This window comes from Paenibacillus bovis (assembly GCF_001421015.2).
GTDB lineage: Bacteria > Bacillota > Bacilli > Paenibacillales > Paenibacillaceae > Saccharibacillus > Saccharibacillus bovis.
Map to the genome: position 1 here is coordinate 1298279 of NZ_CP013023.1, position 24380 is coordinate 1322658.

The 24380-nt window shown below is 48.8% G+C and carries 21 protein-coding genes; 16 read left to right on the plus strand and 5 right to left on the minus strand.

Features of this window, described 5'->3' with window-relative positions:
- Positions 1-40: 40 nt before the first annotated feature.
- From AR543_RS05525 to AR543_RS05560, 8 genes are all read left to right on the plus strand, one after another.
- Positions 41-1132 (plus strand): D-alanine--D-alanine ligase, encoded by a 1092-nt coding sequence (locus tag AR543_RS05525; RefSeq protein WP_060532507.1) that lies wholly within the window; start codon positions 41-43, stop codon positions 1130-1132.
- A 235-nt stretch (positions 1133-1367) separates the two neighbouring features.
- Positions 1368-1685, plus strand: a complete 318-nt coding sequence (locus AR543_RS05530; RefSeq protein ID WP_060532509.1) for a hypothetical protein — start codon at positions 1368-1370, stop codon at positions 1683-1685.
- Positions 1686-1779: 94 nt separating this feature from the next.
- A complete protein-coding gene (gene uvsE, locus AR543_RS05535) occupies positions 1780-2781 on the plus strand; it encodes a UV DNA damage repair endonuclease UvsE (protein WP_060532511.1) in 1002 nt (333 codons plus the stop codon).
- Between the two features lie 48 nt (positions 2782-2829).
- Positions 2830-3690 carry an inositol monophosphatase family protein gene (locus AR543_RS05540; RefSeq protein ID WP_060532513.1) on the plus strand — a complete coding sequence of 287 codons (861 nt, stop codon included), beginning with the start codon at positions 2830-2832 and terminating at the stop codon, positions 3688-3690.
- Positions 3691-3802: 112 nt separating this feature from the next.
- Positions 3803-4051 carry a hypothetical protein gene (locus AR543_RS05545; protein ID WP_060532515.1) on the plus strand — a complete coding sequence of 83 codons (249 nt, stop codon included), beginning with the start codon at positions 3803-3805 and terminating at the stop codon, positions 4049-4051.
- Between the two features lie 281 nt (positions 4052-4332).
- Positions 4333-5556, plus strand: coding sequence for a stalk domain-containing protein (locus tag AR543_RS05550; protein ID WP_060532517.1), 1224 nt, complete (start codon positions 4333-4335; stop codon positions 5554-5556).
- A gap of 330 nt (positions 5557-5886) precedes the next feature.
- Positions 5887-7674 carry a sensor histidine kinase gene (locus AR543_RS05555; protein ID WP_060532518.1) on the plus strand — a complete coding sequence of 596 codons (1788 nt, stop codon included), beginning with the start codon at positions 5887-5889 and terminating at the stop codon, positions 7672-7674.
- A complete protein-coding gene (locus tag AR543_RS05560) occupies positions 7649-9208 on the plus strand; it encodes a response regulator transcription factor (protein WP_060532520.1) in 1560 nt (519 codons plus the stop codon). Before AR543_RS05555 ends, AR543_RS05560 begins: the two co-directional genes overlap by 26 nt.
- Positions 9209-9342: 134 nt before the next feature.
- Here AR543_RS05560 and AR543_RS05565 read toward each other — a convergent pair whose 3' ends face one another.
- Together AR543_RS05565 and AR543_RS05570 are read right to left on the minus strand one after the other, a co-directional pair.
- Positions 9343-9801: a copper amine oxidase N-terminal domain-containing protein gene (locus AR543_RS05565; RefSeq protein ID WP_060532522.1), complete on the minus strand. Its 459-nt coding sequence runs from the start codon at positions 9799-9801 to the stop codon at positions 9343-9345.
- A gap of 136 nt (positions 9802-9937) precedes the next feature.
- The gene (locus AR543_RS05570) at positions 9938-10390 is read right to left on the minus strand and encodes a copper amine oxidase N-terminal domain-containing protein (protein ID WP_060532524.1); all 453 of its coding nucleotides are present in this window, start codon (positions 10388-10390) and stop codon (positions 9938-9940) included.
- Between the two features lie 644 nt (positions 10391-11034).
- On the opposite strand from AR543_RS05570, the gene AR543_RS05575 reads away from it, so the two are divergent.
- The 5 genes from AR543_RS05575 (at position 11035) to AR543_RS05595 (ending at position 16871) form a co-directional block, all read left to right on the plus strand.
- Positions 11035-12324, plus strand: coding sequence for an ABC transporter substrate-binding protein (locus AR543_RS05575; RefSeq protein ID WP_060536657.1), 1290 nt, complete (start codon positions 11035-11037; stop codon positions 12322-12324).
- Between the two features lie 286 nt (positions 12325-12610).
- On the plus strand, positions 12611-13510 hold the full coding sequence (locus AR543_RS05580) for a carbohydrate ABC transporter permease (protein ID WP_046216329.1): 900 nt from the start codon (positions 12611-12613) through the stop codon (positions 13508-13510).
- Between the two features lie 132 nt (positions 13511-13642).
- Positions 13643-14419, plus strand: a complete 777-nt coding sequence (locus AR543_RS05585; RefSeq protein WP_418304219.1) for a carbohydrate ABC transporter permease — start codon at positions 13643-13645, stop codon at positions 14417-14419.
- A gap of 78 nt (positions 14420-14497) precedes the next feature.
- On the plus strand, positions 14498-15679 hold the full coding sequence (locus AR543_RS05590) for a rhamnogalacturonan acetylesterase (RefSeq protein WP_060532526.1): 1182 nt from the start codon (positions 14498-14500) through the stop codon (positions 15677-15679).
- Between the two features lie 40 nt (positions 15680-15719).
- On the plus strand, positions 15720-16871 hold the full coding sequence (locus AR543_RS05595) for a glycoside hydrolase family 88/105 protein (protein ID WP_060532528.1): 1152 nt from the start codon (positions 15720-15722) through the stop codon (positions 16869-16871).
- A 349-nt stretch (positions 16872-17220) separates the two neighbouring features.
- On the opposite strand, the gene AR543_RS05600 is transcribed toward AR543_RS05595, so the two are convergent.
- Positions 17221-18348 carry a hypothetical protein gene (locus AR543_RS05600; protein ID WP_060532530.1) on the minus strand — a complete coding sequence of 376 codons (1128 nt, stop codon included), beginning with the start codon at positions 18346-18348 and terminating at the stop codon, positions 17221-17223.
- A gap of 126 nt (positions 18349-18474) precedes the next feature.
- The gene (locus tag AR543_RS05605; protein ID WP_060536659.1) at positions 18475-19431 is read right to left on the minus strand and encodes a DMT family transporter; all 957 of its coding nucleotides are present in this window, start codon (positions 19429-19431) and stop codon (positions 18475-18477) included.
- Positions 19432-19807: 376 nt separating this feature from the next.
- Between AR543_RS05605 and AR543_RS05610 the strand changes: the two genes are divergently transcribed.
- Positions 19808-21169, plus strand: coding sequence for an aminotransferase-like domain-containing protein (locus tag AR543_RS05610; protein ID WP_060532532.1), 1362 nt, complete (start codon positions 19808-19810; stop codon positions 21167-21169).
- A 78-nt stretch (positions 21170-21247) separates the two neighbouring features.
- Here AR543_RS05610 and AR543_RS05615 read toward each other — a convergent pair whose 3' ends face one another.
- Positions 21248-21991, minus strand: coding sequence for an SDR family oxidoreductase (locus tag AR543_RS05615; RefSeq protein ID WP_060532534.1), 744 nt, complete (start codon positions 21989-21991; stop codon positions 21248-21250).
- 328 nt (positions 21992-22319) lie between these two features.
- On the opposite strand from AR543_RS05615, the gene AR543_RS05620 reads away from it, so the two are divergent.
- Positions 22320-23084 carry an MBL fold metallo-hydrolase gene (locus AR543_RS05620; protein ID WP_060532541.1) on the plus strand — a complete coding sequence of 255 codons (765 nt, stop codon included), beginning with the start codon at positions 22320-22322 and terminating at the stop codon, positions 23082-23084.
- A gap of 28 nt (positions 23085-23112) precedes the next feature.
- Positions 23113-24309, plus strand: a complete 1197-nt coding sequence (locus AR543_RS05625; RefSeq protein WP_335582708.1) for an MFS transporter — start codon at positions 23113-23115, stop codon at positions 24307-24309.
- Positions 24310-24380 lie beyond the last annotated feature (71 nt).

Sequence of the window (24380 nt, forward strand, 5' to 3'; positions counted from 1 at the left end):
TATATTTTTACATGCCTAAATGACTAACGGGGGTTCCAAAATGACAGCAGCAAAATTGACCGTAGGCCTGATCTACGGAGGTAAATCCGGAGAACACGAAGTATCTCTTCAGACCGGATTTTCCGTACTGAATGCAATCGACTATACCAAATACGACGTAGTACCCGTATACATTGACAAAGAAGGCCGCTGGAATATGGGCCAGACGTATACAGCAGCACCTTCCCGTCCAGAAGAACTGCAGATCAGCGGTGGACCGGAAGCCACTTCCCAGGCGATGAGCATCCTCTGGCAGAAACTGAGCGGACAGAAGAGCACGATTGATGTACTGTTCCCGCTGCTGCATGGTACATACGGCGAAGACGGCACCATCCAGGGATTGTTTGAAATGATGGATATGCCGTACGTGGGCGCTGGTGTACTGGCTTCTTCCGCCGGTATGGACAAGGTAATCATGAAAAAGCTGTTTGCCCAGGCAGGTCTGCCGCAGTGCAAATACGAGAGCTTTATCTCTGCTGAATATGAAGCGAACGAGCATGAGATTCTTAGCTCTATCGAACATAATCTGGGCTTCCCATGCTTCGTCAAACCGGCGAATCTGGGTTCCAGTGTAGGTATTACCAAAGCCAAAGACCGCATAGAACTGGAGCGTGCGATTGAGTATGCTTTCCGCTACGATCTCAAAGTGATCGTCGAAGAAAATATCGACGCGCGCGAAGTGGAAGTCGGCGTACTCGGCAATGAACTGCCGCTCGCATCCGTACCAGGCGAAATCGTCTCAAACAGTGATTATTATGATTATGATGCCAAGTATATCGACGGAAATTCCCGTATGGTGATCCCGGCCGAGATCGACAGCGAACTGGCCGAGAACCTGCGTGAACTTGCACTTCGTGCTTTCAAAGCTATCGATGGCAATGGATTATGTCGTGCCGATTTCTTTGTCAGCCGTACCGATGGTACCGTTATGATCAATGAAGTCAACACGATGCCTGGTTTCACCGCATTCAGCATGTATCCACTGCTGTGGCGCGAGACCGGCAAGTCGTATCCTGCACTGCTGGACGAACTGATTCAGCTGGGTATGGATCGCTACAACAAACGTCGCCAGCTGCAATTCGGCCGCGATTAATACCGTAATTTATTATTGTCTACAAAGCAGGCACTATCCTGCTCCATGCAGTAGCTATCATAAAGCAGCAGCAGGGGAATACAGCCGGAAAATAGGGCTTTTTCCCTGGCCGCTGCACATGGTGCAAAAAGAATTGCACCGCATCGTCACAGTAGACGGTGCAGAAACTGTTATACCTTATGGTGCAGTCTGATTCATTGTACAGAACAATCATGATTTTCAGGGAGGCGAGACGATGGGATTCCAGACCGAATTCAATTCCGTATGCAAATTCAAGAACAAGCAGGAACTGCTCGATCTGCTCGAATACGGCAAAGGCAAAATGGTCAAGCAGGGCTTTCGCGTATTTCCGACCGGACAAAAGGTTATTGCTTATACGCCGGATAACACCGCAGTTGCGATCGTGAAAATAACCGGATGCATTGCAGAGATTAACTTTCAGGGTAATGAGGTAACAGAAGTGGAGATGCAATTAATCCGCAAATTGACACCGGAAGAATCCAGAGTACAGACGGATCTTGCCTACGAGATGTTCTTCGGAGAGCAGCAATAACTATCTGGCTGCTCCAATAACAGGGTTGCAACAGCAGCCTGTCTCCGGCTTCGGTGTCAATATTACAGCGAACCCAGAGGAGGCACTCAGCCCTATGATTGTACGATTCGGATATGTCGCGATGTCGCTTGAAGTCAAGGACTCATCGCCTTCCAAAACCATGACCATGGCCAGATTCAAAAAATTGCCCGACCGCGAAGCCGGGCTCCGTGCCCTGGAGCAGATTGCTCGTACCAATCTGCATAATACCCTTCGACTGCTGCGTCATAATGTAGCCGAAGATATTCAGATGTACCGTATGACGTCCAAAATCATTCCGCTGGCGACCCATACGGATCTGAGCGATTGGAACCCGTATCCGGCGCTGGCCGATTCATTTGCCGAGGTGGGCAAGTATATACGCAAGCATAATCTGCGTGTGTCGTTTCACCCGGATCATTTTACCGTGCTCAGTACGCCGCGTCCGGAAGTGCTGGAATCGTCGATCCGCGATCTGCGTTACCACGTCAAGATGCTGGAAGCGATGGGGCTGGATGCGCGTTCCAAAAACAATATCCATATCGGCGGTGCCTATGGAGACAAGCCAACAGCATCCGAGCGATTTATCGAGCATTTCCAGCAGTTGGACCCGGATATCCAGTGCCGGATTACGCTGGAAAATGACGACAAAACGTTTACCAGTGGAGAAACACTGGCCGTCGCCCAGCGTACGGGACTGCCGATGGTGCTGGATATCCACCATCATATGGTAAACTGCGCCGGCGAACCGGCATCCTACTGGTGGCCGGAAGTGGCCCGTACGTGGGAATCGCCGCTGGCAATGACCGACGTACCGGAAGGTGTGCATCTGCCGCCCAAAATCCATGCGTCCAGTCCGCGCAGCGAGACCGATCGCCGCAGCCATGCAGATGGCGTTGAAGCAGGACCTTTACTCGACTTTCTGCGGGAGGCGGCGCGTACATCCAGCCATATCGATGTGATGCTGGAGGCCAAGCACAAAGATGTGGCGCTGTTCCAGCTGATGAAGGATTTGCATAATTATCAGGGCGATGGTGTACGGATTATCGACAAGGCCAGTATCGAGGTATTACCGTAAAGTCAAAGCCGTATCATAGCTATTTCATAATATGCAGGGGGATTGAACATGGAAGATAACCAAAAGCAGCCCTATGTCGTAAGCAGTAAAAGCCGGGTAGCAGTAGCGATTAACGCCGCTTCCAAAACCGGCGAATGGATCAAAACCAAGCTGGGCAGCTACAAGCAGCTGGATACCAAGACGTCGTCCCAGGATCTGGTGACCGAAGTAGACAAAGGCGCCGAGCAGATGATCCGCAAGCTCGTACTGACCTACTGCCCGGAAGATGAATTCCTCGGCGAAGAAAGCGCAGGGATTGGAGCGGAAGCTTCTATTCAGGCGACCGAAAATGTACTGGATGCCGAGTATGTATGGATCGTAGATCCGATCGATGGAACGACCAACTTTGTGCATGGTTTCCCATACTATTGTGTATCGATTGCTGTAGCTCACAAAGGGGAAGTAATTGTCGGCGTCGTCTATGATCCGACCCATGATGAATTATTTGTCGCCGAAAAAGGCAAAGGAGCCTATGTACACGGCAACCTGATGAAAGTCGCCGGCGAAAAAACACTGGCCGAGAGTCTGGTGGCAACTGGATTTCCAGCCAATGCCGGATTGGAACGCAACACTCGGGCACTCGTGGAAATGGTACCCAAAGTACGCAGTATCCGCAACGGCGGTTCGGCAGCTTTGCATCTCGCCTATGTGGCGGCAGGACGCCTCAATGCCTATTGGGAAGTTGGTCTGAATGCATGGGATCTGGCAGCAGGAGCCCTGCTTGTGCAGGAATCCGGCGGCCGGATCGGCGATATTTCCGGAGAAGACTACAAGCTGACGGTCCGCAATGTAGCGGCGACCAACGGTCATATCCATGATGAATTGATTCGTGAACTGCATACGGCAGGTCTGACCGATCTGCCTGTTTGATTGTATTGAACCGGATTGAATGAAATGTCTGCAGCAAGGGTAAATAAAAGGTAGAGTCTATCTTCAGGTGCACATGCGCCTGTCAGATGATCGTGATAAGGAGTGAACCAATATGCCATCATCCGATGAACTGGAACGTGAACTCAGCGAGCGATTAACCGAAGGACAGATGCAGGAAGAAGAAAGAGACAGCCGGGAACGCCGTATGATTCCGCCCAAATACGAAGTGAGAATCCAGACGGAGAACGATCCCATTGTAGAAGAGACCCTTCAATACCGCAAAATGGCCAAGGAGCTGGATGGACGTTATGATGATTACCTGAACAAGGCCAAGCGTCCGGACCCCGAGGGCGAAGAGTAATCTTCAGCACCGACAGGAATGAAAGGCTGTTGTAGTCCACCCGGACTGCAGCAGCTTTTTTATATAAGAGACTCTGCCTAATAAACCAAAAGGAAAGAAAGAAGAAATAGGGAAACGGAAAAGGAGAAGCCTCGATGTCCAGCAGGTTCGGAATATCCATTTTATTATCATCCTACATCAGGAACGTTAAAAATACGGCATTATCTTATTTATCAGCCGATGCTTCCGACAATCGGAGTCATCAACCAGCGAGGGAGGGGAAATTTATTTTTATTCAATATATGATGATACTGCTGCTGCTCGGTTCCGGAAGTGGAGGTGCGGCTTCGACGGTATATGGAGCGGCAGCTGGAGATACCGGACACCAGCAGGCGTATGAACATATGGTCTTTCTTGGAGATTCACTGACTGCTGGCTATGAGCCGGACGTAGAGTACAGCGAGTATGATGGATTCACAACCCGACTGGCAGAACAGGAGCTGTTTCGCGGTCGCAGTCAGGCAGTCAATAATGGCATACTCGGTCTAACCAGTGAAGGGCTGAACAATTATATGAATGCAATCACAGCGGGCCGCTCGATCAGCACAGCCAATATCCAGACCGGTCTGCCAGGCAGCAGTCGTACACTTGACGGTGCGCAGACTGCACGTGATATTCGTAGTGCTGATCTGATCACGATCACCATTGGCGGCAATGATTTTCTGAATGCACTGGGGTCGCTGACCGCTCTGCCGCAGGATTTGTCATCGATTGATCTGACACCGATCACCCAGGGCTACCGCACTCATATTACCTCGATTGTAGATCAACTGACCACACTCAATCCCAAGGCAGTGATCGTAATTGCCGATCAGTATCAGCCGGTTCCAATGCTGGCAGGAGCCGGGTTATATCGCGATCTGAACAAGGCTGCCGCCAGCTTCAGCCAGATCGTAGAAGAGACGGCAGATCATTACAAGCAGCAGGGGATAGATGTACGTGTCGCCCATGTGGCCGCTGCTTTTCAAGGTCAGGAGCTGGCGATGACTCATATCTCCGAAGGCGATATTCACCCGAATGCAGCCGGTTACGAGTCTATGGCTGTCGCTTTTAGCAAGGCGATCTGGGGAGATCGCGGTTATATGACTCCAGCTACGAGCGGGACAGGTGAATCAGTTATTTATACCAATGGTAGCCAGTTGAAAACAGCGGATCAGCCAATCGTGCGAAATGGCCGTACGTACGTGGTTCTGCGTGATGTAACTGCTGCACTGGGCGCACAGGTCAGCTGGTCTGCGTCCAATCGCTCGGCAGTCATTAGCAGCGAGGACAAGCAGATCACGATCCCGCTGAACAGCAAGAAGATTCAGATCAACAGCAAACAGGTGAGCACAGATGCAGCTGCTTTTATGAATGGCACCGGCAGCAAAAGCAAAGTCTATGTGCCGCTCAGTCTGCTGGCGGACAGTCTCGGTTACGAGGTTCATTACGTCAATCGCTGGAAAGCTGTTTTTATCCGTAACTAAAATACTATCCTTTGGCAGCAAGCCTAATAAAAAGCTAAATGATGATCTATTCATTATTTATTCATAGTGGAAAACAAAAACAGCCGTACGTTGAGTTCGGCTGTTTTTTCTGGTTAATTAGCCCTGTTTGCAGGAAATCTGCTGTTTTTCATATAAAATCCAAGCTATAATAATATACAGTTAATTACATTTAATTTATATATTTGTAAAGGATAATGATTTTCGCTGCTTATATAAACCTATCATCGCGTCTAATGATTCCCTGACCAACTTTTGCACCAGCAAGTAACAACTACCACGTACTGCATTACGGTAATGGAGGAAGGTACTATGCTCACCCGTTTTAAAAGCGCTTACATTAATCTCGGGATTCATCGACAGATGCTGCTGCTTATTTCCGTACTGATGCTGGGCAGTTTTGCTTCGTATTTGCTGGTACTCAATACCGTCTATAACACCTATGACAGTCAGATGTACGAGAAGACGTCAGAGCTGCTAAATATGTCCTCGGTCGAGATTGAGAATCAGCTCAAAGATATCGAGAATCTGTCTTTTCGGGTCGTGACGGATGAGCAGCTGCAGCGCTATCTGTCCCAGCTGCAGCAGGAATCATCTGTATACGAGAAAAATGTTATCCGTAAAAAGATTACGAATCGGTTGATCGCTTTTGCTGGTTCGGAGAAATTCGTCTACTCGATGATGGCAATAGATCGTGAGGGTGAAGTGATGTCAGCGGGGAATCGTGAAGGTATTCCGGCTGTACTGCGTACCGATCTGATCAAGCTGGCCAAAGACAAAGCCGGTTCCAACTCGTGGTATGTAGGTGAACAGGGATCGCTGCTCGCAGTGCGGCAGTTCAAGGAATTCAGTGGATCTACCTTTACCCTGAACGATCTGGGGACGATTATTGTCCGCATCCGCATCGACCGGATCGTACAGCAGCAGATGGAGAGCAGCTCCGGCAGTCAGCTGATTATCTCGAATGGCCAGGAGATTGTCTATCCGGCCGAACTGGCACCGCCGCTGGATAAAGAGGCGATCAGTCAGGAACTGCAGCGCAGTCAGCCGTATGGTGTAGTGACTTTGCCGGAAGAGAGCTACTTCTCTGCGCGGATTCAGTCGGCCTATACAGGCTGGACGTATTTGCATATTACACCGTTTGACGAGATGTTCCAGCGAATGGTGTGGATCAAACGCATGGTGACGATTGTATTTATCGGTATTTTCCTGCTGGCGCTGATCTTCGGTACCAAGCTGTCACGCAGTATTACCCGGCCGATGGAGCGATTGCTGCAGAAGATGCGTACCGTGGAGACCGGGAATCTCGATCAGCTGGGTGAGCTGACGACCGATCCGGTAACAGCCAGTGCGCAGAATGAGGTCGGACTGCTGCATCGTACCTTTAACCGGATGCTGCGGCGGATTCGGGAGCTGATCGACGAGAATTATGCCAAGCAGCTGATTATCCGCGAGACCGAACTCAAAGCACTGCAGGCACAGATTGATCCGCATTTTCTGTATAACACGCTGGAGTCGATCAACTGGATGGCCAAGGTCAACAAGCAGACCGAGATCTCCCGTATGGTAGAGGCGCTGGGATTCCTGCTGCGCAGCTCAGTCAATATGTCGGACAAGCTGATCCGGCTTGGGGATGAACTGGATATTGTCCGTAGCTATGTGACGATTCAGCGGATGAGGTTCGAAGAACGGCTGGATTTTACAATTGAGGTGCCAGATGAACTGCTGGATACACCGATTCCCAAGCTGACGCTGCAGCCGCTGGTCGAGAATGCGATTCATTATGCCCTGGAACCCAAGATCGAGGTCTGCCATATCCGCATTACGGCACGACTGGAGCAGGATGTGGTGCAGATTACGGTAGAGGATGACGGTCCCGGTATGACACCGGAATTTCTGGAGCGATTGCATCAGGGACAGATCCGCACACGGGGTAAAGGCATTGGACTTAACAACATTATGGAGCGAATCCGGCTGACCTATGGTCCCGAATATGGACTGAGTATTGAGAGCGAGCCGGACGTGGTCACTGCATTTCATATTCGTATTCCATATGAGAAAGGGGAGCTGTGCGATGTACAAAGTGCTGTTGGTGGATGATGAGCGGATGATCCTGGAGGGCATTTCCCAGGTGGTGGATTGGCAGGGCAGCGGAACCGAACTGGTCGGTACTGCCCGTAACGGGATCGAAGCGTATGAACGGATTGCCGAGAAGCGTCCGGATATTGTAATCAGCGATATCTCCATGCCGGGTCTCGACGGGATCGGATTGGTCGCCAAGACGTATGAGCATTTCCCGGATATCCGGTTTATTATGCTGTCGGGCTACAAGGACTTTGACTATGCACGCCGCGCCATGCAATACGGCGTCAAGCATTATCTGGTCAAACCGTGCAACGAGCATCAGATTCAGGAAGCGATCTGCGAGCTATTGTCGGAGCGCGCCGCCGAGGAAGAACGCGAACAGTTCGTCACCAGCATGCGCGAGCAGTTCAACCGGATGCTTCCGCAGGTCAAGGAACAGTTCCTCAAGGAATTCATCTCCAACAAAATGTACGGCAGCCGGGATCTCGACTATTATGAACGGCTGTTCCATATCAATCTGCAGAACCGCCCGGTTCGCATGGTCTTGATGCGGGTCGAGGACTCTCACGAATACGAGCATTTATTTGCCCTGAAAAATATCGCCGAAGATATTCTCGAAGGCGTGCTGATGGGCACGACGATCCAGATGCAGGATGAACTGCTGCTATTGCTGGATGATCCGCAGACATTGACCGGGCTTATCGATGGACTGCAAAAGGTCAAAGAAGTATTCGGTGGATTCTACAAGCTGGAAGTCACGATCGCTCTCAGCGAGCCAGACCGTATGGTCGATCTGCGCCGGATGTACCGGGATACCCAGCAATATATGAATCACCGCTTCTATGTGGGCGAGGGCAGCGTGATCACGAGACAGGATGTGGCACTGGCGGATTCACGGGAAAGTACAGGCTTTGAGCTGGACGAGGAAAGCTTTATCCTGCTCATGAAATCGGGACAGGTGCAGGAGGTAGAGACCGAGATTGACCGGTTGTTCGCTGAACTGTCGGCGATGCGTCTGGATATCGGGGTAACCCGCTCGTATGTGCTACAGCTGTATGCGGTCATGATCCGTCTCTATCCGGCCGAGGAGCGCTCCCGGTTCACCAGCCGTCTCGCCGATCTGTCGGTGCTGGAGACACTTACCGGACTGCATGACTTTATCCGGCAGGCTGCTTCGGAGCTGGCAGCGGGTTATTACCGCAGCAATATCAATCGCCAGTCCTCGGTGGTGAACAAGATGCTGCAGATTATCGAGGAGAACTATGTGAATGCCGAGCTGTCATTGAATGGTGTGGCTCATCAGATGCTGTACATGAACCCCGATTATCTGGGCAAAATTTTTAAAAAAGTGACCGGCGACAACTTCTCCCAGTACGTCAACCGCTACCGGATCGAGCGTGCCACCGAGCATATTCGTCGCAGCGGGGATGTGAAGGTGTTTGAATTGGCGGAGCTGTTCGGCTTTGGTGGGAATTCGCAGTATTTTAGCCAGGTGTTCAAAAAGGTGACCGGCATGACACCGACGGAGTACAGGAAGTGCGGGGAGTAGATAGAGGGAAGAGGAAGTATTATCATTTTAAATTTCGCAATGTCTGTCTCTCCAGAAGAACTTTATATGATGAAATAAAAACATGTCATCTCCAAATGTAGCTGCTGGAGATGACATGGCAATTATAGGAGTATTTAATTTTTGTTCAGATTAGGATCTGTGATATAGATACTAGCATCATTTCCTTTTTTCACCCAAGTGACTTTGGCTCCCGAAGATTCAGCTACAAAGCGTAAATTTACATTAAGAGTATTATCATTAGGATCAATAAATGGCGGAGCCAACAAATCCAATTTTTCACCATTTACATAAGCTGTATAAGAATTGTTGGTTAATGTAACCGTTGTTTTATCATTTTTGGCAGTTACTGATTTTTTATTGCTATCCCAATTTACGGTCATATTAAGTTTTTCAAAAATGGGTCTGAAAGGAACATAAGTTACGCCTTTTGAGCCTATTCCAGCAAAGATATTGAGTTGTTGATTGTTTACATAAACCGTTGGTTTTTCGCGCGAGGCATGGACAACATTTAAAGATGGGATAAGCAGTATAACGGATAGGATAAGAACAAAAAATAATTTGGGCGATTTCATTAGAACCTCCACAGTTTTTTTAATAATGAAACGTTACATAGTGCAATCAAAAAGTATTTCATCCTATTTTGATGTCAAAATGACCAATATATCGTTGATAGTATGATGTGATTTTTTATTTAGCTCATATTGCTCATTATTTCAAATTAGGATTTGTGATGTAAATGTTGGCATCTGTTTCATTTTTAGACCAGTTCACAACTGCACCTGTGGATTCAGCAACAAAACGCAAATTCACATAAAATAGTTTGGTGTCTGGATTGTAGACTGGAGGGTTGATTAATTGCACGGCTTTACCATTGACATATGCTGTGTAGGAATTATTAGTTAATACGATCGTTGTCTTGCCATCCGTAGCCGTTACTGATTTCTTAGTGTTATCCCAATTGACAGTCATATTGAATTTACTGAAGATTGGTCTGAATGGAACATAGGTAACACCTATTGCCGAAACCGCAGCATAAATATCCATTTTCTCATTATTCACATAGATTCCAGGATAATCACGAGAAGCATCAGCAACATTGAAAATTGGGAGAAGCAGTATTACTGACATCATAAGAGTACATAGAACTTTTAGGTACTTCATTTTTCAACCTCCATCATTTTATTGTTAATCGACTGCTATAATAAGCAGCTAAACTTATTAACGAACATCGATTATGACAATGATAGGTTTCCATTCCAACAGTTTTGACTACATCCTAAATTATTGGAATAAGAGAGTCTCAATAGCAGCTGTGCATAATCTTATACCATCTGTAGCACCCGAATTATATTCAAATCCGAGTAATAAAATCATATGTACTCTTATCATAAGTTATGATTGGTACTATTTTTTAAAAATTGGCAAGTGAAACTCTTTCTCTTTATTGTAACTTCATGAATTAATTTACACTTTCATTATGGAAAAGTAAACATAAAAATACGCATAACAACGTGATTATATTACTATTTTTCCTTTGGAATTCAGAAGAAATTTGAGTCCGGAATAGCCAAGTTAATAGGTTCTACATTCTAATATCATACATTTGAAGTTTTAGAACACTCTGTTTTTTAAACCAAAACATCGGATTTGTGTATTCATTTGCTTTCCAGCATTTGAGAGAATAAAGGCGTACCCAATATGAAAGCGTTAACAAAATGCTACATAACACTGTTTATACTTGATTCCAGATTGAATGTTCACACTTGCACAGCTGCCTAACTACGAAAGGGGAGACTGAAATGAAGATGAGAAAGACAATAGCACTGGCGACGATGGTCGCGATTTTACTCCTGATTACAGCATGCGGCAATTCCGGCGGAGGCAATGCCAGCAGTGGCGCCCAGGATGGCAAGACGCTGCGGATCGCCTGGTGGGGATCGGATGCGCGTCATGAATATACGCAGAAAGTTATCGATCTCTACAAGAAGCAGAATCCCGGCGTGAATATCGATATCGAATATGCTTCCTTTGACGATTACTGGAAAAAGCTCGCTCCGCAAGCTGCTGCCAACCAGCTGCCTGACATTATGCAGATGGATATCTCCTACATTAGCCAGTATGCCAAAAACGGTCAGCTGGAAGATCTCAAGCCCTACATCGGCAGCAAAATCAAGCTGGACGATGTCAGCGAGAATGTACTCAGCACCGGCCTGATCGGCGGCACGCAGTACGGTATCCCGACAGGGGTTAACGTACTCGGTTACCAGTACAACCCGGAGCTGCTCAAAAAAGCAGGTATTAACGAAATCCCTGCCAACTGGACATGGGATGATTACAAAAAAATGGCCATGCAAGCCAAAGCAAAAGGCGTGTACTTTGACGAATCCATGGCAGCCGATATTTTCTTCAACTACTTCCTGAGAACCAAAGGACACTCCCTGTACAATGCAGAGGGTACTGCACTCGGTTATGAAGACGATGCACTATTTACCGAGTTCTTCGGTACACTGGCCGAGCTGATCAAAGAAGGTGCGGTTCCTTCCCAGGAAACACTGAGCCAGAACAAAGGAATCCTGGAGGAATCCACAGTGGTCAAAGGTACCGGTATTGGTACATGGCAGTGGTCCAACCAGTTCGTTGCCCTGCAAAAAGTAGCCGATCGTCCGATGGCACTCGCTCCAATGCTCGGACCGGATATGGAAAAAGGAATCTACATGCAGCCAAGTATGTACTGGTCGATTGCCAGCAGCTCCAAGTCCAAAGATGAAGCCGCCAAATTTATCGACTTCTGGGTGAATAACGAAGAAGCCAACAAGCTGATCAAAGGTGAGCGCGGTGTACCGATCTCCGCCAAAATCAAGGAATCCGTTACACCGGATCTGACCGAAGCGGAAAAGCAGGTGTTTGATTTCGTAAGCGAAATGGAACCAAAAGCGTCGCCAATGAGCCCGCCGCCACCAGTAGGTTCGGCAGAAGTCATTGCGACACTGGCCGACTATGTGGAGCAGATCAATTTTGGACAGACGACAGCCGCCGAAGCCGCACCGAAGTTCCGTGCAGATGCCAATGCAATCCTGTCCAACAATCAACCGTAACGTGCCATCACCTGCCTCTAACGAATAAACACAATTCCATGCGCTATCTATCGACAGGAATTGCTGAATAGACCTAACCAGCTAGGATTCGTAGCAGAAAATCACCGCCAGACCAAGCAGGAACCAAACATGCAAAGATGATCAGGGAGGAAGGAGAAGCGGCAGCAGGGCGGAGTGATCGCCAGGCGGCAGGGTTCTCCTTTTCCCGGCATGTTCATCATGTCTATAGTCGTCCATCTATCCGAGACTGTCACGCACGTATCCCCTGAAGGAGGTGTACAGATTCATGCGGAATCATTCCCTCAAAGCCAACCTGACCGGTTATGCCTTTATCAGTCCGTTTATTATCGGATTTCTGGCGTTTACGCTGATCCCGATGTTCATCTCGCTGTATCTGTCCTTTACGAGCTACAATCTGTTCAGTCCGCCGCGCTGGGTAGGACTCGATAATTTTGAGAAGATGTTTACCGGTGATCCCAAGTACTGGAACTCGGTCAAAGTTACGCTCTATTACGTGTTTATCGGCGTACCGCTGCGTCTGACCTTTGCGTTGTTCGTAGCGATGATCCTGAATACCGGCTCCAAAATGATCGGCACGTATCGTACGATCTACTACCTGCCATCCATCATTGGCGGCAGTGTAGCTGTATCGATCATGTGGCGTAACATTTTCAGTGAGCAGGGGATTGTGAACGGACTACTGATGGCGCTGGGAGCTGCTCCAGTGCAGTGGTTCGGTGATCCGGGTGCTGCACTCAGCATGCTGATTACCCTGTCGGTATGGCAGTTCGGATCGTCGATGCTGATCTTCCTCGCCGGTCTCAAAAATATTTCCCCGGAAATGTATGAAGCCGCAAGCGTGGATGGCGCACATCCTGTACGCAAATTTTTCAGTATTACGCTGCCGCTGCTCAGTCCAATTATCCTGTTCAACCTGATTATGCAGACGATCAGTGCCTTTATGACATTCGTTCCAGCCTATATCATCTCCAAAGGCGAAGGCGGTCCGATGGATGGTACAATGCTGTATTCCCTGTATCTGTTCCGTCAGGCCTTCATGTTCAACAATATGGGTTATGCCTCGGCGATGGCATGGGTCATGCTGATCTTTATCGGTGTACTGACACTTATTTTGTTCAAAACGTCCAAGATGTGGGTGTTCTACGAATCGGAAGGAGGGCGCTAAGTGATGGCTGAACCCAAAGCTCCTGTTAGCGAATACGGCGCTATGGCCGGTGCCCGGCTGCAAAAAGGGGCAGTCTGGCGCAAGGTCAAATGGCCGGTCTATCATATCCTCGTCGGTGCGCTGGCACTGCTCATGCTCTATCCGATCATCTGGATGTTTTTCAGCTCGTTCAAGGAGAGCCGTACAATATTCACTACCGCGACGACACTGCTGCCTGCAGATTGGGTCTGGTCCAACTATGTGACCGGCTGGCAGGGGATTGGCGGTTACTCGTTCGGTCATTATATGTGGAATTCCTTGGTGATCGTCGTACTGTCGACGCTGGGTGTGGTCATCTCGTCTGCGCTGATCGCTTTTGGATTTGCCCGTTTGAATTTTGTCGGACGCAACTTCTGGTTTGGCGTGATGATGGTGACGCTGATGCTGCCGCATGATGTCGTACTGGTACCTCAGTACATCATTTTCACCAAGCTGGGCTGGCTGAATACGATCAATCCAATCGTGATTCCGCAGTTCTTCGGCGCACCGTTCTTTATTTTCCTAATGGTGCAGTTTATCCGCACGATTCCCAAAGAGCTGGATGAAGCAGCGACAATCGATGGCTGCGGCAAATTCCGCTTGTTCATCCAGATTATTATGCCGCTGATCAAAGCTTCACTGGCGACGGCAGCGATCTTCTCCTTTTACTGGAGATGGGAAGATCTGCTCGGTCCGGTACTGTATCTGAATTCACCGGATAAGTACACCGTATCCATGGGTCTGAAAATGTTCCTCGATAGCGAATCAGCCTCCAACTGGGGCGGCATGTTCGCGATGTCGATGGTGAGTCTGCTGCCGGTTATTCTGGTATTCTTCTTGTTCCAAAAGCATATTGTAGAAGGTATCAGCAGCAGCGGTATCAAGGGCTAACAGCCTATTGATATGGCATGATGCTTATATCGCACGATGTATCAGATATAGTCTCTAATCTCAGGAGGATCACCGCCTATGCAGGCAAAAGAAGATACCACTGCAGATCCCATTGTTACTCCGGTCGTTCCGCAGGAATGGCATTTTGATATCGGGCCCGGTGAACCGGCAGCAGGCTGCATCGGCATCTCGCCGGACAGCCTGTATACACCGGAATACGGGTATGGATTCCTGCCTGGTGGCGAAGTGTACGGTCGCGACCGGTCAGGGATGCTGGACAGCGGGCAGGCAGAGCTGGTCAGTCATGTACAGACCAGCTTTTGCATTCTGCTGGGAGCGGTTTTTGCGCTGGATGTACCAGATGGCTATTATCAGGTGAAGCTGACAGTAGGCGATCTGCTGGCAGCGACTCATACCGTTATCCGGTTTGACAGCTCGCGATTACTGCTGCCGCCGATCTATACACAGGCCGGACAGCTGATCGAAATGCTGTGTACGGTGGCCGTGCGCAGCGGACAGCTGCGTTTGTCATTTGGCGGCAGAGCGCCAAGGCTGAATCATCTGCAGATTACAGCGGTACCGGACACGCTGAAGCTGGTGCTGGCAGGTGATTCCACGGTGACCGATCAGCCAGCAGACGGATATCCCTATGCTGGCTGGGGGCAGCTGCTGCCTGCTCGGTTCAGACATGATGTCTGTGTCGATAATCATGCGGTATCCGGACGCAGCTCCATGAGCTTTATTCAGGAGGGGCGATTGGATCGTATCCGTGAAGTGCTGCATGCCGGTGATTTTCTGTTCATCCAGTTCGGTCATAACGATGAGAAAACAGATGCGGCGCGTCATACCGATCCCTTTACCACCTATAAGCAGTACCTGACCGAGTACATTAATGCTGCCCGGGACAAGCAGGCAATTCCTGTGCTGCTCACTCCGGTTAGCCGCCGTTCTTTTGATAATGAGGGACGACTGGCAGATACGCATGGCGATTACCTGATAGCCATGCGCGAACTGGCGGATGAACAGCAAGTTCCACTGATTGACCTTGCCGAGCGAACCCGTGAGCTGCTCGAACAGCTGGGGCCCGAGGCTAGCAAGGAGCTGTTTGTCTGGCTGCATCCCGGCGAATATATGAACTTCCCGGCGGGGTCGCAGGATAATACCCATTTCCAGGAATACGGCGCGAACCGGGTAGCGGATCTGGTTATCCAGGGTATCCGCGAATTGAATCTGCAGCCACTGACTATGTATCTCAGATAAAAGCTCGAAACTACTTCATTCACCAAGGAGGATGATTTGTGTGCCAGCATTGCAATTTGATGAACAGCATATCAAGCAAGTAATCGATCGTGTGGTAGACCGTACATTTAATATGGACTTTCATTGGGATTGGCCGGGAGGCGTAGCCTTTTATGGAGTATGTGAAGCCTATGAAGCAACCGGCAAGCGTGAATATCTGGACCGGCTGCGTGTCTGGGTCGACGAGAATATTGCTGATGGGCTGCCGCCGCTGTCGGTAAACGGCGTATCGATCGGTCACTGCCTGCTCACGTTATATGAAGCGACCGGCGAAGAGCAGTATTTGCAGATAGCCAAGGAAATGGCCGAATTCCTCGATACAAAGGCCGAACGTTTTGCCGAAGGCATTTTCCAGCATACGGTCAATTCGGTGACAGATGTATTTCCGCAGCAGGCGTGGGTAGATACGATGTTCATGGCCGGTTATTATCTGCTGCGTATCGGACATCTGCTGGGCAACCAGCGCTACTTTGACGATGGGCTACGGCAGTATCATGGTCACGAGGAGCTGCTGCAGGACCCGGATACCAACCTGTACTATCATGGCTGGGATCATATGAACCAGAATCATATGTCCTCGATCTACTGGGCGCGTGGCAACTCCTGGGCGGCTCTCACCATGTCCAAAGCACTCAAGTATATTCCGGTGCAGCACCCGTCCTATATGATTATCGACGGTTCGATGCGGGATCAGCTCAGTACACTGGTACGCCTGCAATCACCGGAGGGACTATGGCATACAGTGCTGGACGACGAATCCTCGTATCTGGAGACGTCGGGTTCGGCAGGTATCGCTGCTGCTCTGCTGACCCAGGGACGCATGTATAACAAATATACACAGAAATCGATCGACGGTATTCTCGCCCGGATCAAGGATGATGGCACAGTGACTGGCGTATCGGCAGGTACAGCAGTCATGAACGATATCGACGGTTACCGTCAGGTACCGGAGAAGCGTATTCAGGGCTGGGGACAGGGACTCACGCTGGCTTTCCTGGCACAGATTCTGCGTACCAAAGAAGACCTGTACGGACAAACGATGACCAAGTCGGCTGCTCCCGAAGTGTCTCGTTCCACTGCTCCGGAGATGTCTGCTTCGACGGAGCAGGCATCAGAGTCGTCCGAAGCGAGAAGCGGTGTAGAAACGCTCTAAGCCACAAGCGTTGTAGAGAAGCTTTACACCAGAACCCATTATTTTGTTCAAAGTATAACCGTTGACTACTACAGGCAGTCTATTCATCATGCATCAATCAGTACGCTGACAGATTCTACTGAAAATAAATCCCCCTTCGCACAGATGATCCGCAGTATAGCGGTATCGTTAGTGAAAAGGGGGATTTTCGTTTGCAGTTACAGACCATATCATAGGTGCCTTGCAATATGAATAGAGCAGGCGCTTTATCAATGGAGCTTGATCTACAGCAACCAGCGTGTTGCCCAGAGGCGGCCAAGGCTATATTCGGGTCGGCTACCAAACTCCTCGCTATGTAGCAGCTTCTCCGTCACATCAACGGTACTTTGGCGATAGTGAACTCCCGATTTATATTTTCAACTAGCAGATACAATATACCCTGCTCGTAATTGATATACCGGTAGCTGATCCGCTGGGAAGGCTCGGCGGTTTCCCATATTTTTTTGCCACTGCTGTCATACAGATACAGCATGTTGGCAGCCTTGTCGGCGAGGAATAGCTGACCATGACTGTAATCGGTCTCCCACTTGCTGTTCTGATCGGCCAGGGTACGGGTTACCTCTGCCAGCAGCTTGCCTGTTTTTACATTGTATCTGACATATAGGGGATACGGCACTTCGGTATTCAGTCCGAGTGAATTTCGCAAAATATTGCTGGTGTAAATAACGGCTTGGCCATTTTCCAGCTGCAGCTGCGCTTTCAGATTCCATGGTGTCTTGATGATATGCGGCTTGCTGCCCGCTTTTGACGTATCGAACAGCTCAAATACAGATTGCGTCTGCATCAGGCGGTCTGCCTGATAGGCAATTACCAGATCATTACCCTGATATTCCACCTGGATGCTGGTTGCATGGTCGTAATCACGGTTTTGGCGGGTTGGTGAAGTGAATGTCTGAATCGGCTTTTTCCATGGAGACTGGTAAATGTAAATCCGGTCGCCTGCTTGAAGCGCTACTTTTTCCTTTTGTCCGGATTTGTTCGGAGCGGACCAGCCGATTTGGGCGGATGGGTCGCTTTTTAGCAGCTTGAGCAGAGCATCCGGATAGCTGGATTGGGACAGTATTTTGCCGGTGATAGACAGGACGATCTTTTGCAATTTGTTGTTGTTTTGCACCAGTAGTACAATTTTGGCATTACCAGGCATAACTTTGCAGCTGTAGATATGATCGTAGGACTGATTCCATTGTTCTGTAGATGCTCCGGTATCCGCCATATAGATGTGCTGACGGTCTGTATCGATAAACAGAGCCTGTCCATGGGTCAGACTGATAATATCCGTATGGATATAGAAATCTTCCGGAAAGGACTGCAGATCCGCAGGCAGTCTGCTGTGTTCTGTCGACAGGCTGCTTTTATCCGTGGCTGGCACTTGCGCAGCCTGAACAGATAGAGGAAGCACAAGCGTCAGAGCAAGAAGCAGTAAAGCGGCTTTTTTCATGATGAATTCCTTCTTTCGGGTCAATAGGTGTATAGCTAGCCAGATAGTTAGTTAGGTAGGCAATGTAATTGTACTCTAACTATACTCTATTGAGCAGCGAAAAAGTAATCCATTCTGCAGGATCATTTATGGCCTGCTTTTCGAGGAGTCTATTGAATTGTTACTGATGCGGGCTGGTGGAGCGGAAGCAAGGGACCGCTTACCTCCCCAGTTGGTACCAAGCACGCCAACGATAATAAGTATGGCCCCAATAATATGGTAGGAATAGAGCTGTTCCTGCAAAAAGACCGTACCGGCGATCATGGAAGTGACCGTGGCAAAGTTGCTAAATACGCTCATTTGTGTCGCTTTGAGCCGGGACAGGGCATAGCTGGATAATAGCGTTGTGACGAGAGACGACAGGATACCCAGATAAAGCAGAGCCAGAATATAGCTCGGTTGCTGCAAGGGAACAACATAGGCAGTCAGATCACCCTGCAGTACATGTCTGCCCAGCGTCAGCGCATTGAAGACGATGCAGGCAATAACCATGGTTACCCAGGTCAGCTCCAGCGGATTGTATTTGCAGGTCAGCGGACGAGCCAATACGCCATATCCGGCAAAGCTCAGTGCCGACCCTGCGAGCAAGGCAATGCCAGTGAGACTGGCTGCAGAGAAGCTGGCTCCCCCTTTCATCGTGAACATGAAGATGACACCTGCTACAGATAGCAGCAGGGAAAGTTTTTGCAGGAGAGATGTTTTTTCTTTGAGAAAATAAGCAGCCAGCAGCAATGTGAACACCGGCGTCATCGCCTGGATAATACCTGCTTCCGAAGAGGAAGCACTGAGCAGCCCGTAGGCTTGCAGTGTGAAAAATAATATCGGCGATAGCAGAGCCAGCGGTAAAATTCGCCATACATCCTTCCAGCTGATCCGAATACGTACCCAGCCGAGCAGAATAGGGATACCCAGACCGATTACAGAAATAAGGAACCGGTGCCCCAGCACATCGAGCGGACTGGCGATATTGACAGTCATTTTCACGAATAAAAAGGAGAATCCAATAATCAACGCATAGCCCATAGCAGCAAAGTAGGCAGGCATTCGGCTATCGCTTCGGTGCTGTTTCTGTGCAGATTCTGGCTGAAGCGAAGTTCCGGAAGGAGCGGCTGAAGCAGTCGATGAGGAAGAAGATGCTATTGGATGTTGAGTGGTCATAATATACCTCCATATCAGAATGAAGCGGATCATCTACCAAGGAGTATGCCAGCAGATGATCTACCGGCTGCATCCTAATGATGACCGCCTCTTCAATATAGAGTTCTATCAGGTGAAGCGACAACGCATTTACCAGTCAACTGTACCAGTACAATTCGTTGGAGAGTATCACGTAATCGTTCAGAGAATCATTTATACTTGAACAGAGAACAGAGAACAGAGAACAGAGAACAGAGAACAGAGAACGGGGAGGAAGGGGAGTATGACCAAGCATCAGCAGCTTGTAACTGCACTGGAACAGCAGATACGTGATGGTTCACTCGCAGCCGGACAGAAGCTGCCTTCGATCCGTAAAATGTCGATAGCCTATGGCTGCAGTCCGGCTACCGTTGTACGTGCCTATGAACAGCTGGCGCGAGACCAGTGGGTCTACGTTATGAATCGCAGCGGTTATTATGTAGCCCGGCAGCAGCTGGATATACAGCATGACCAGTCTACACAGCGGATCGATCTGGCTTCGGCTGCGCCTGCTGCGGAGATTTTCCCGTTTGAGGATTTTCAGAGTTCGCTTCAGGGAGCGATGCATATTTACCGGGATCAGCTGTTTACCTATGGGATGCCGCAGGGATTGCCGCCGCTGCTGGAAGAGATCCGTCAGCAGCTGGAAGAAGTGCAGGTATTCGCCCGTTCGTCACAGCTGCATATTACATCCGGTGTACACCGGGCGCTGTCCATTCTGACGATGATGCCATTTCCGTCCGGTAGGGAGACGATCCTGATCGAGCAGCCCGGCTATCATCTGCTGATCGAGATGCTGGAGACGCTCAAGGTACCGGTACAAGAAGTAGAGCGCACCTCCGAAGGACTCGATCTGGAGCGGGTGGAAGAATTATTTCAACAGGGAGCGATCAAGTTTTTCTACGTTATGCCACGGTTTCACAATCCGCTCGGCACCTCGCTTACGAAGCGGCAAAAGAAAAAGCTCGTTGCGCTTGCGCACAGGTACGACGTCTATCTGGTCGAGGATGACTATCTGTCCGATCTGGAGCCGCAGTCGTCCAATGATCCGCTGTATGCCTACGATATGTCGGGTCACGTCATTTATCTCAAAAGCTATTCCAAAATCCTGTTCCCTGGTCTGCGCATCGGGGCTGCTGTACTACCTGACGCACTGATCGATACATTTGCCAGGTACAAAAGCATGCTGGATGTGGACAGCTCGGTCTTGTCCCAGGCGGCACTGCATGTCTATATCCAAAATGGCATGTTTGCCCATTACCGCCGGCTTGTCCTGGAGGCGTACCGGGAACGAATCCAGCAGCTTCGTCACAGTCTGAAGGAACTGGCAGCCGACCATCCGGTATTTGCCGGCGCCAAACGGACCGATACGATTCATACGATTCTGCCACTTCCTGTCAACTTTCCGACTGGCACCCTGATCCGGCGGCTCGCCGAACAGCAGATTACGGTCGATTCCACAGATCGCTATTTCCTGAGCGGCAGTTCGTACCGCTCCAATCAACTGCGAATCAACGTATCGAATGTACCGGCGTCACAGATTGACCCGGCTCTGCGCACCGTCGCACACGAAATCGGACGTCTGCTGATAAGCCCCCGGCACTAGCCGGTTGTATCAGGATATCGATCCCCGCAATGAACGCAAAGAAATATAGACAGCGAACGAACCATTCATTCTATGGAATCAGATGAATCCACCGTTTACACGAATGGTCTGTCCGGTAATCCACTGCGATTTCCCGCTTACGAGAAACTCGATCACATTTGCGATATCCTCCGGCTCACCGATGCGGCCCAGAGCGGCACTTTTGCGAAGGGCCTCAATCTGCTGCCCGGTTTTGCCTTCATTGAACAGCTCGGTATTTACCGGTCCCGGAGCGATGGCATTGATCGTAATCTGCTTCACGGCTACTTCCTTGGCGAGCTGGCGGGTGAACTGTTCGACAGCGCCCTTGGTCCCTGCGTATACGCTGTAGGTCGGGAACATCTGGCCGACGACCGAGGTGGAGAAGTTGATGATTCGCCCATATTCATTCATATGCTTCATGGCCTGTTGACAGGCGAAAAAGGTTCCTTTGACATTGAGATTGAACTGCAGGTCAAAGTCCTCTTCCGTCACTTCACCCAGCGGTTTGTAAATATTCACACCTGCATTGTTGACCAGAATATCCAGTTGTCCCCATCGTTCGAGAGTGCGATCAAACAGGGAGTTCACGCCGTCGATATGGCTGAGATCGGCCTGCACGGCGGCTGCTTCCCCGCCTGCTTCGATAATCTGCTGTACCACCTGCTCGGCTTTGGCCGGGCTGTTTGCATAATTCACGATTACGCGTGCGCCCATGGCACCGAGCTGTAGAGCAATCATGCGTCCGATTCCGCGTGAGGAACCGGTCACAATAGCGACTTTGTGATGAAGTTCTTTTGACATGGATAATTCCCTGCTTTCCTGAGGAATGGATGTCGATCTGGGTTGTAGTTCTAATGGCAACAGCATATCATATTGGCTATTTGATGACAAATATTATATTTTGTCATTTGATAGTCGTTTGACTATTATACATATCCAGCACATCGGTAGTGCAGCAAATCAATAAAGTCCACAGTAGCTGCAAAAATCCTCTTTTTTTCAGAATGAAACAAAACATTTTCAAAAGTAAAGTGAATGGGGCAAAACACTTTATTTAATCGGTGTATAAGCATCCTGTACATGGCATAAAATTAATCTTGTACACAAAAAGAAAAAGGGAGTCTATATAATGAATATTCAACAAATTCGAAATGCCACCATCACTGTACAATTTGCAGGGAGAAAATTTCTGATAGATCCAATGCTCGCCGATCAAGGGGCATATGCTCCATTCCTTGCAGGGATCAGAGAAGAACTGCGTAATCCAATCGTTGATTTGCCTATGTCGATAGAAGATATTATGAGGGATGTGGATGCAGTGATTTTGACTCACTTGCATGAAGATCATTATGATGATGCCGCCAAAAAAGCCATTCCCAAAAACATGAAGATTTTTGTTCAAAATGAGAATGACGCAGAACAAGTGAGGAATGATGGTTTTGAGCAGGTAGAGCTGCTGACGGAGAATACCCTTTTTGAAGGGATTCAGTTAGTGAAAACACAGGGGGAGCATGGACGAGGAAAAGAGCTGCTCGATATCACAGGCCAAGTCTGCGGAATTGTCTTCAACCATCCGAATGAAAAGAAATTATATGTAGCCGGGGACACTGTCTGGTATGAAGGGATTCAACATGAAATGGATGCCCATAACCCGCACGTTATTGTTGTCAATGCAGGCGATAACGTATGGCAGGAATTCGGCTCTCTGATTATGGGAAAAGAAGATGTTCACGAAGTATACAAAGCCGCTCCACAGGCAAAAATTATAGCTGTCCATATGGAGGCCGTGAACCACTGGACGTTATCCCGAGCCGAACTGAAACGTTATGCAGAGGAAAAAGGCTTCTCCTCCAGTTTGTTCATTCCTGAAGATGGCCAATCCTATACTTTTTAATAAAGTATAGGATTGGAACAGGAGAACAATGATGAATTTAGCCAAATCCCAATTGTGGACGCGAAATTTTATTTCTTTTTCCGCGGTCAATTTTACCATGACGTTAGTTTTTTTCTTGTTAAATGCTACGATCACCCTGTATGCCATCCATGAATATCATGCTTCTACCGGCGAGGCCGGTGTAATTGCCGGAATTTTTATTATTGGTTCATTATTAGGGCGGTTACTTGTAGGGCGACTCCTGCAAACCAAAAAACTACTGGTCATCTGGCTGATTCTCTTTATATTCACCACGTTGCTTTATTTTCTTCATTTTAATACCGGATTTTTGATGATCAGTCGATTTTTGAACGGAATCACCGTAGGCGTGGTCACTACTATTGTAAGTACAGGGGCAGTGCTTGGACTTCCTGCTGCGCGTAAAGGGGAAGGAATCAGCTATTTTGCAATCAGTACGGCTCTGGCGACAGGAATAGGACCTTTTATCGGATTGAGAATAAGCCAAAATGCCAATTTTGATCTGCTGTTTTTGTTTTCTTTTCTTCTGGGAATCATTAATTTGATCCTTGCTTTATTTCTTCGATTTCCGGCTTCCGGTACAGCCGGGTTAAATAAAAAAACAGGATGGAGAATATCGGATTTTATCGAGCCCCAAGCAGTGCCGATTTCCATTTTAATATTGATTATGACTTTTTCTTTCTCCGGTATCGTTTCGTATTTGAATGTGTATGCCTCAGAAATCGGATTGCTGGATACGGCCAGTTTTTTCTTTATGGTGTATACCCTATTTGTGTTAATCTCCAGACCCTTCACCGGGCGGATCATGGACAAAAGAGGCGCCAATATTATTGTCTATCCGGCTCTGCTGCTATTCAGTGCAGGGATGTTTCTTTTAAGCTCCGCGACGACGAGTATGTTTCTGTTAACAGCAGGAGCATTGGTCGCTTTGGGATTTGGGAACATTTCATCCATATCTCAATCTATCGCCATTCGCCTCTCCCAGCCGCACAGAATTGGCCTGGCCACCGCTACATTCTTTATATTTTACGATCTGGGCAACGGGTTTGGTCCTTTTATAACAGGCTTGTTGATTCCCGTTACAGGCTATAAAGGGCTATATGCCATACTCGGATGGCTGGTGCTGGTCTCTACCCTTTTGTATTACCGGCTGTATGGCCAAAACGAGCGCAGCCGCCCAAAAACAGTCGATACCGGCAAACGATGATGCTGGCGTAGTTTTGAAATAAGACCGAGGATTCGGCAGCACATTGTTTGACTTTACCAAGAAATCGTTCC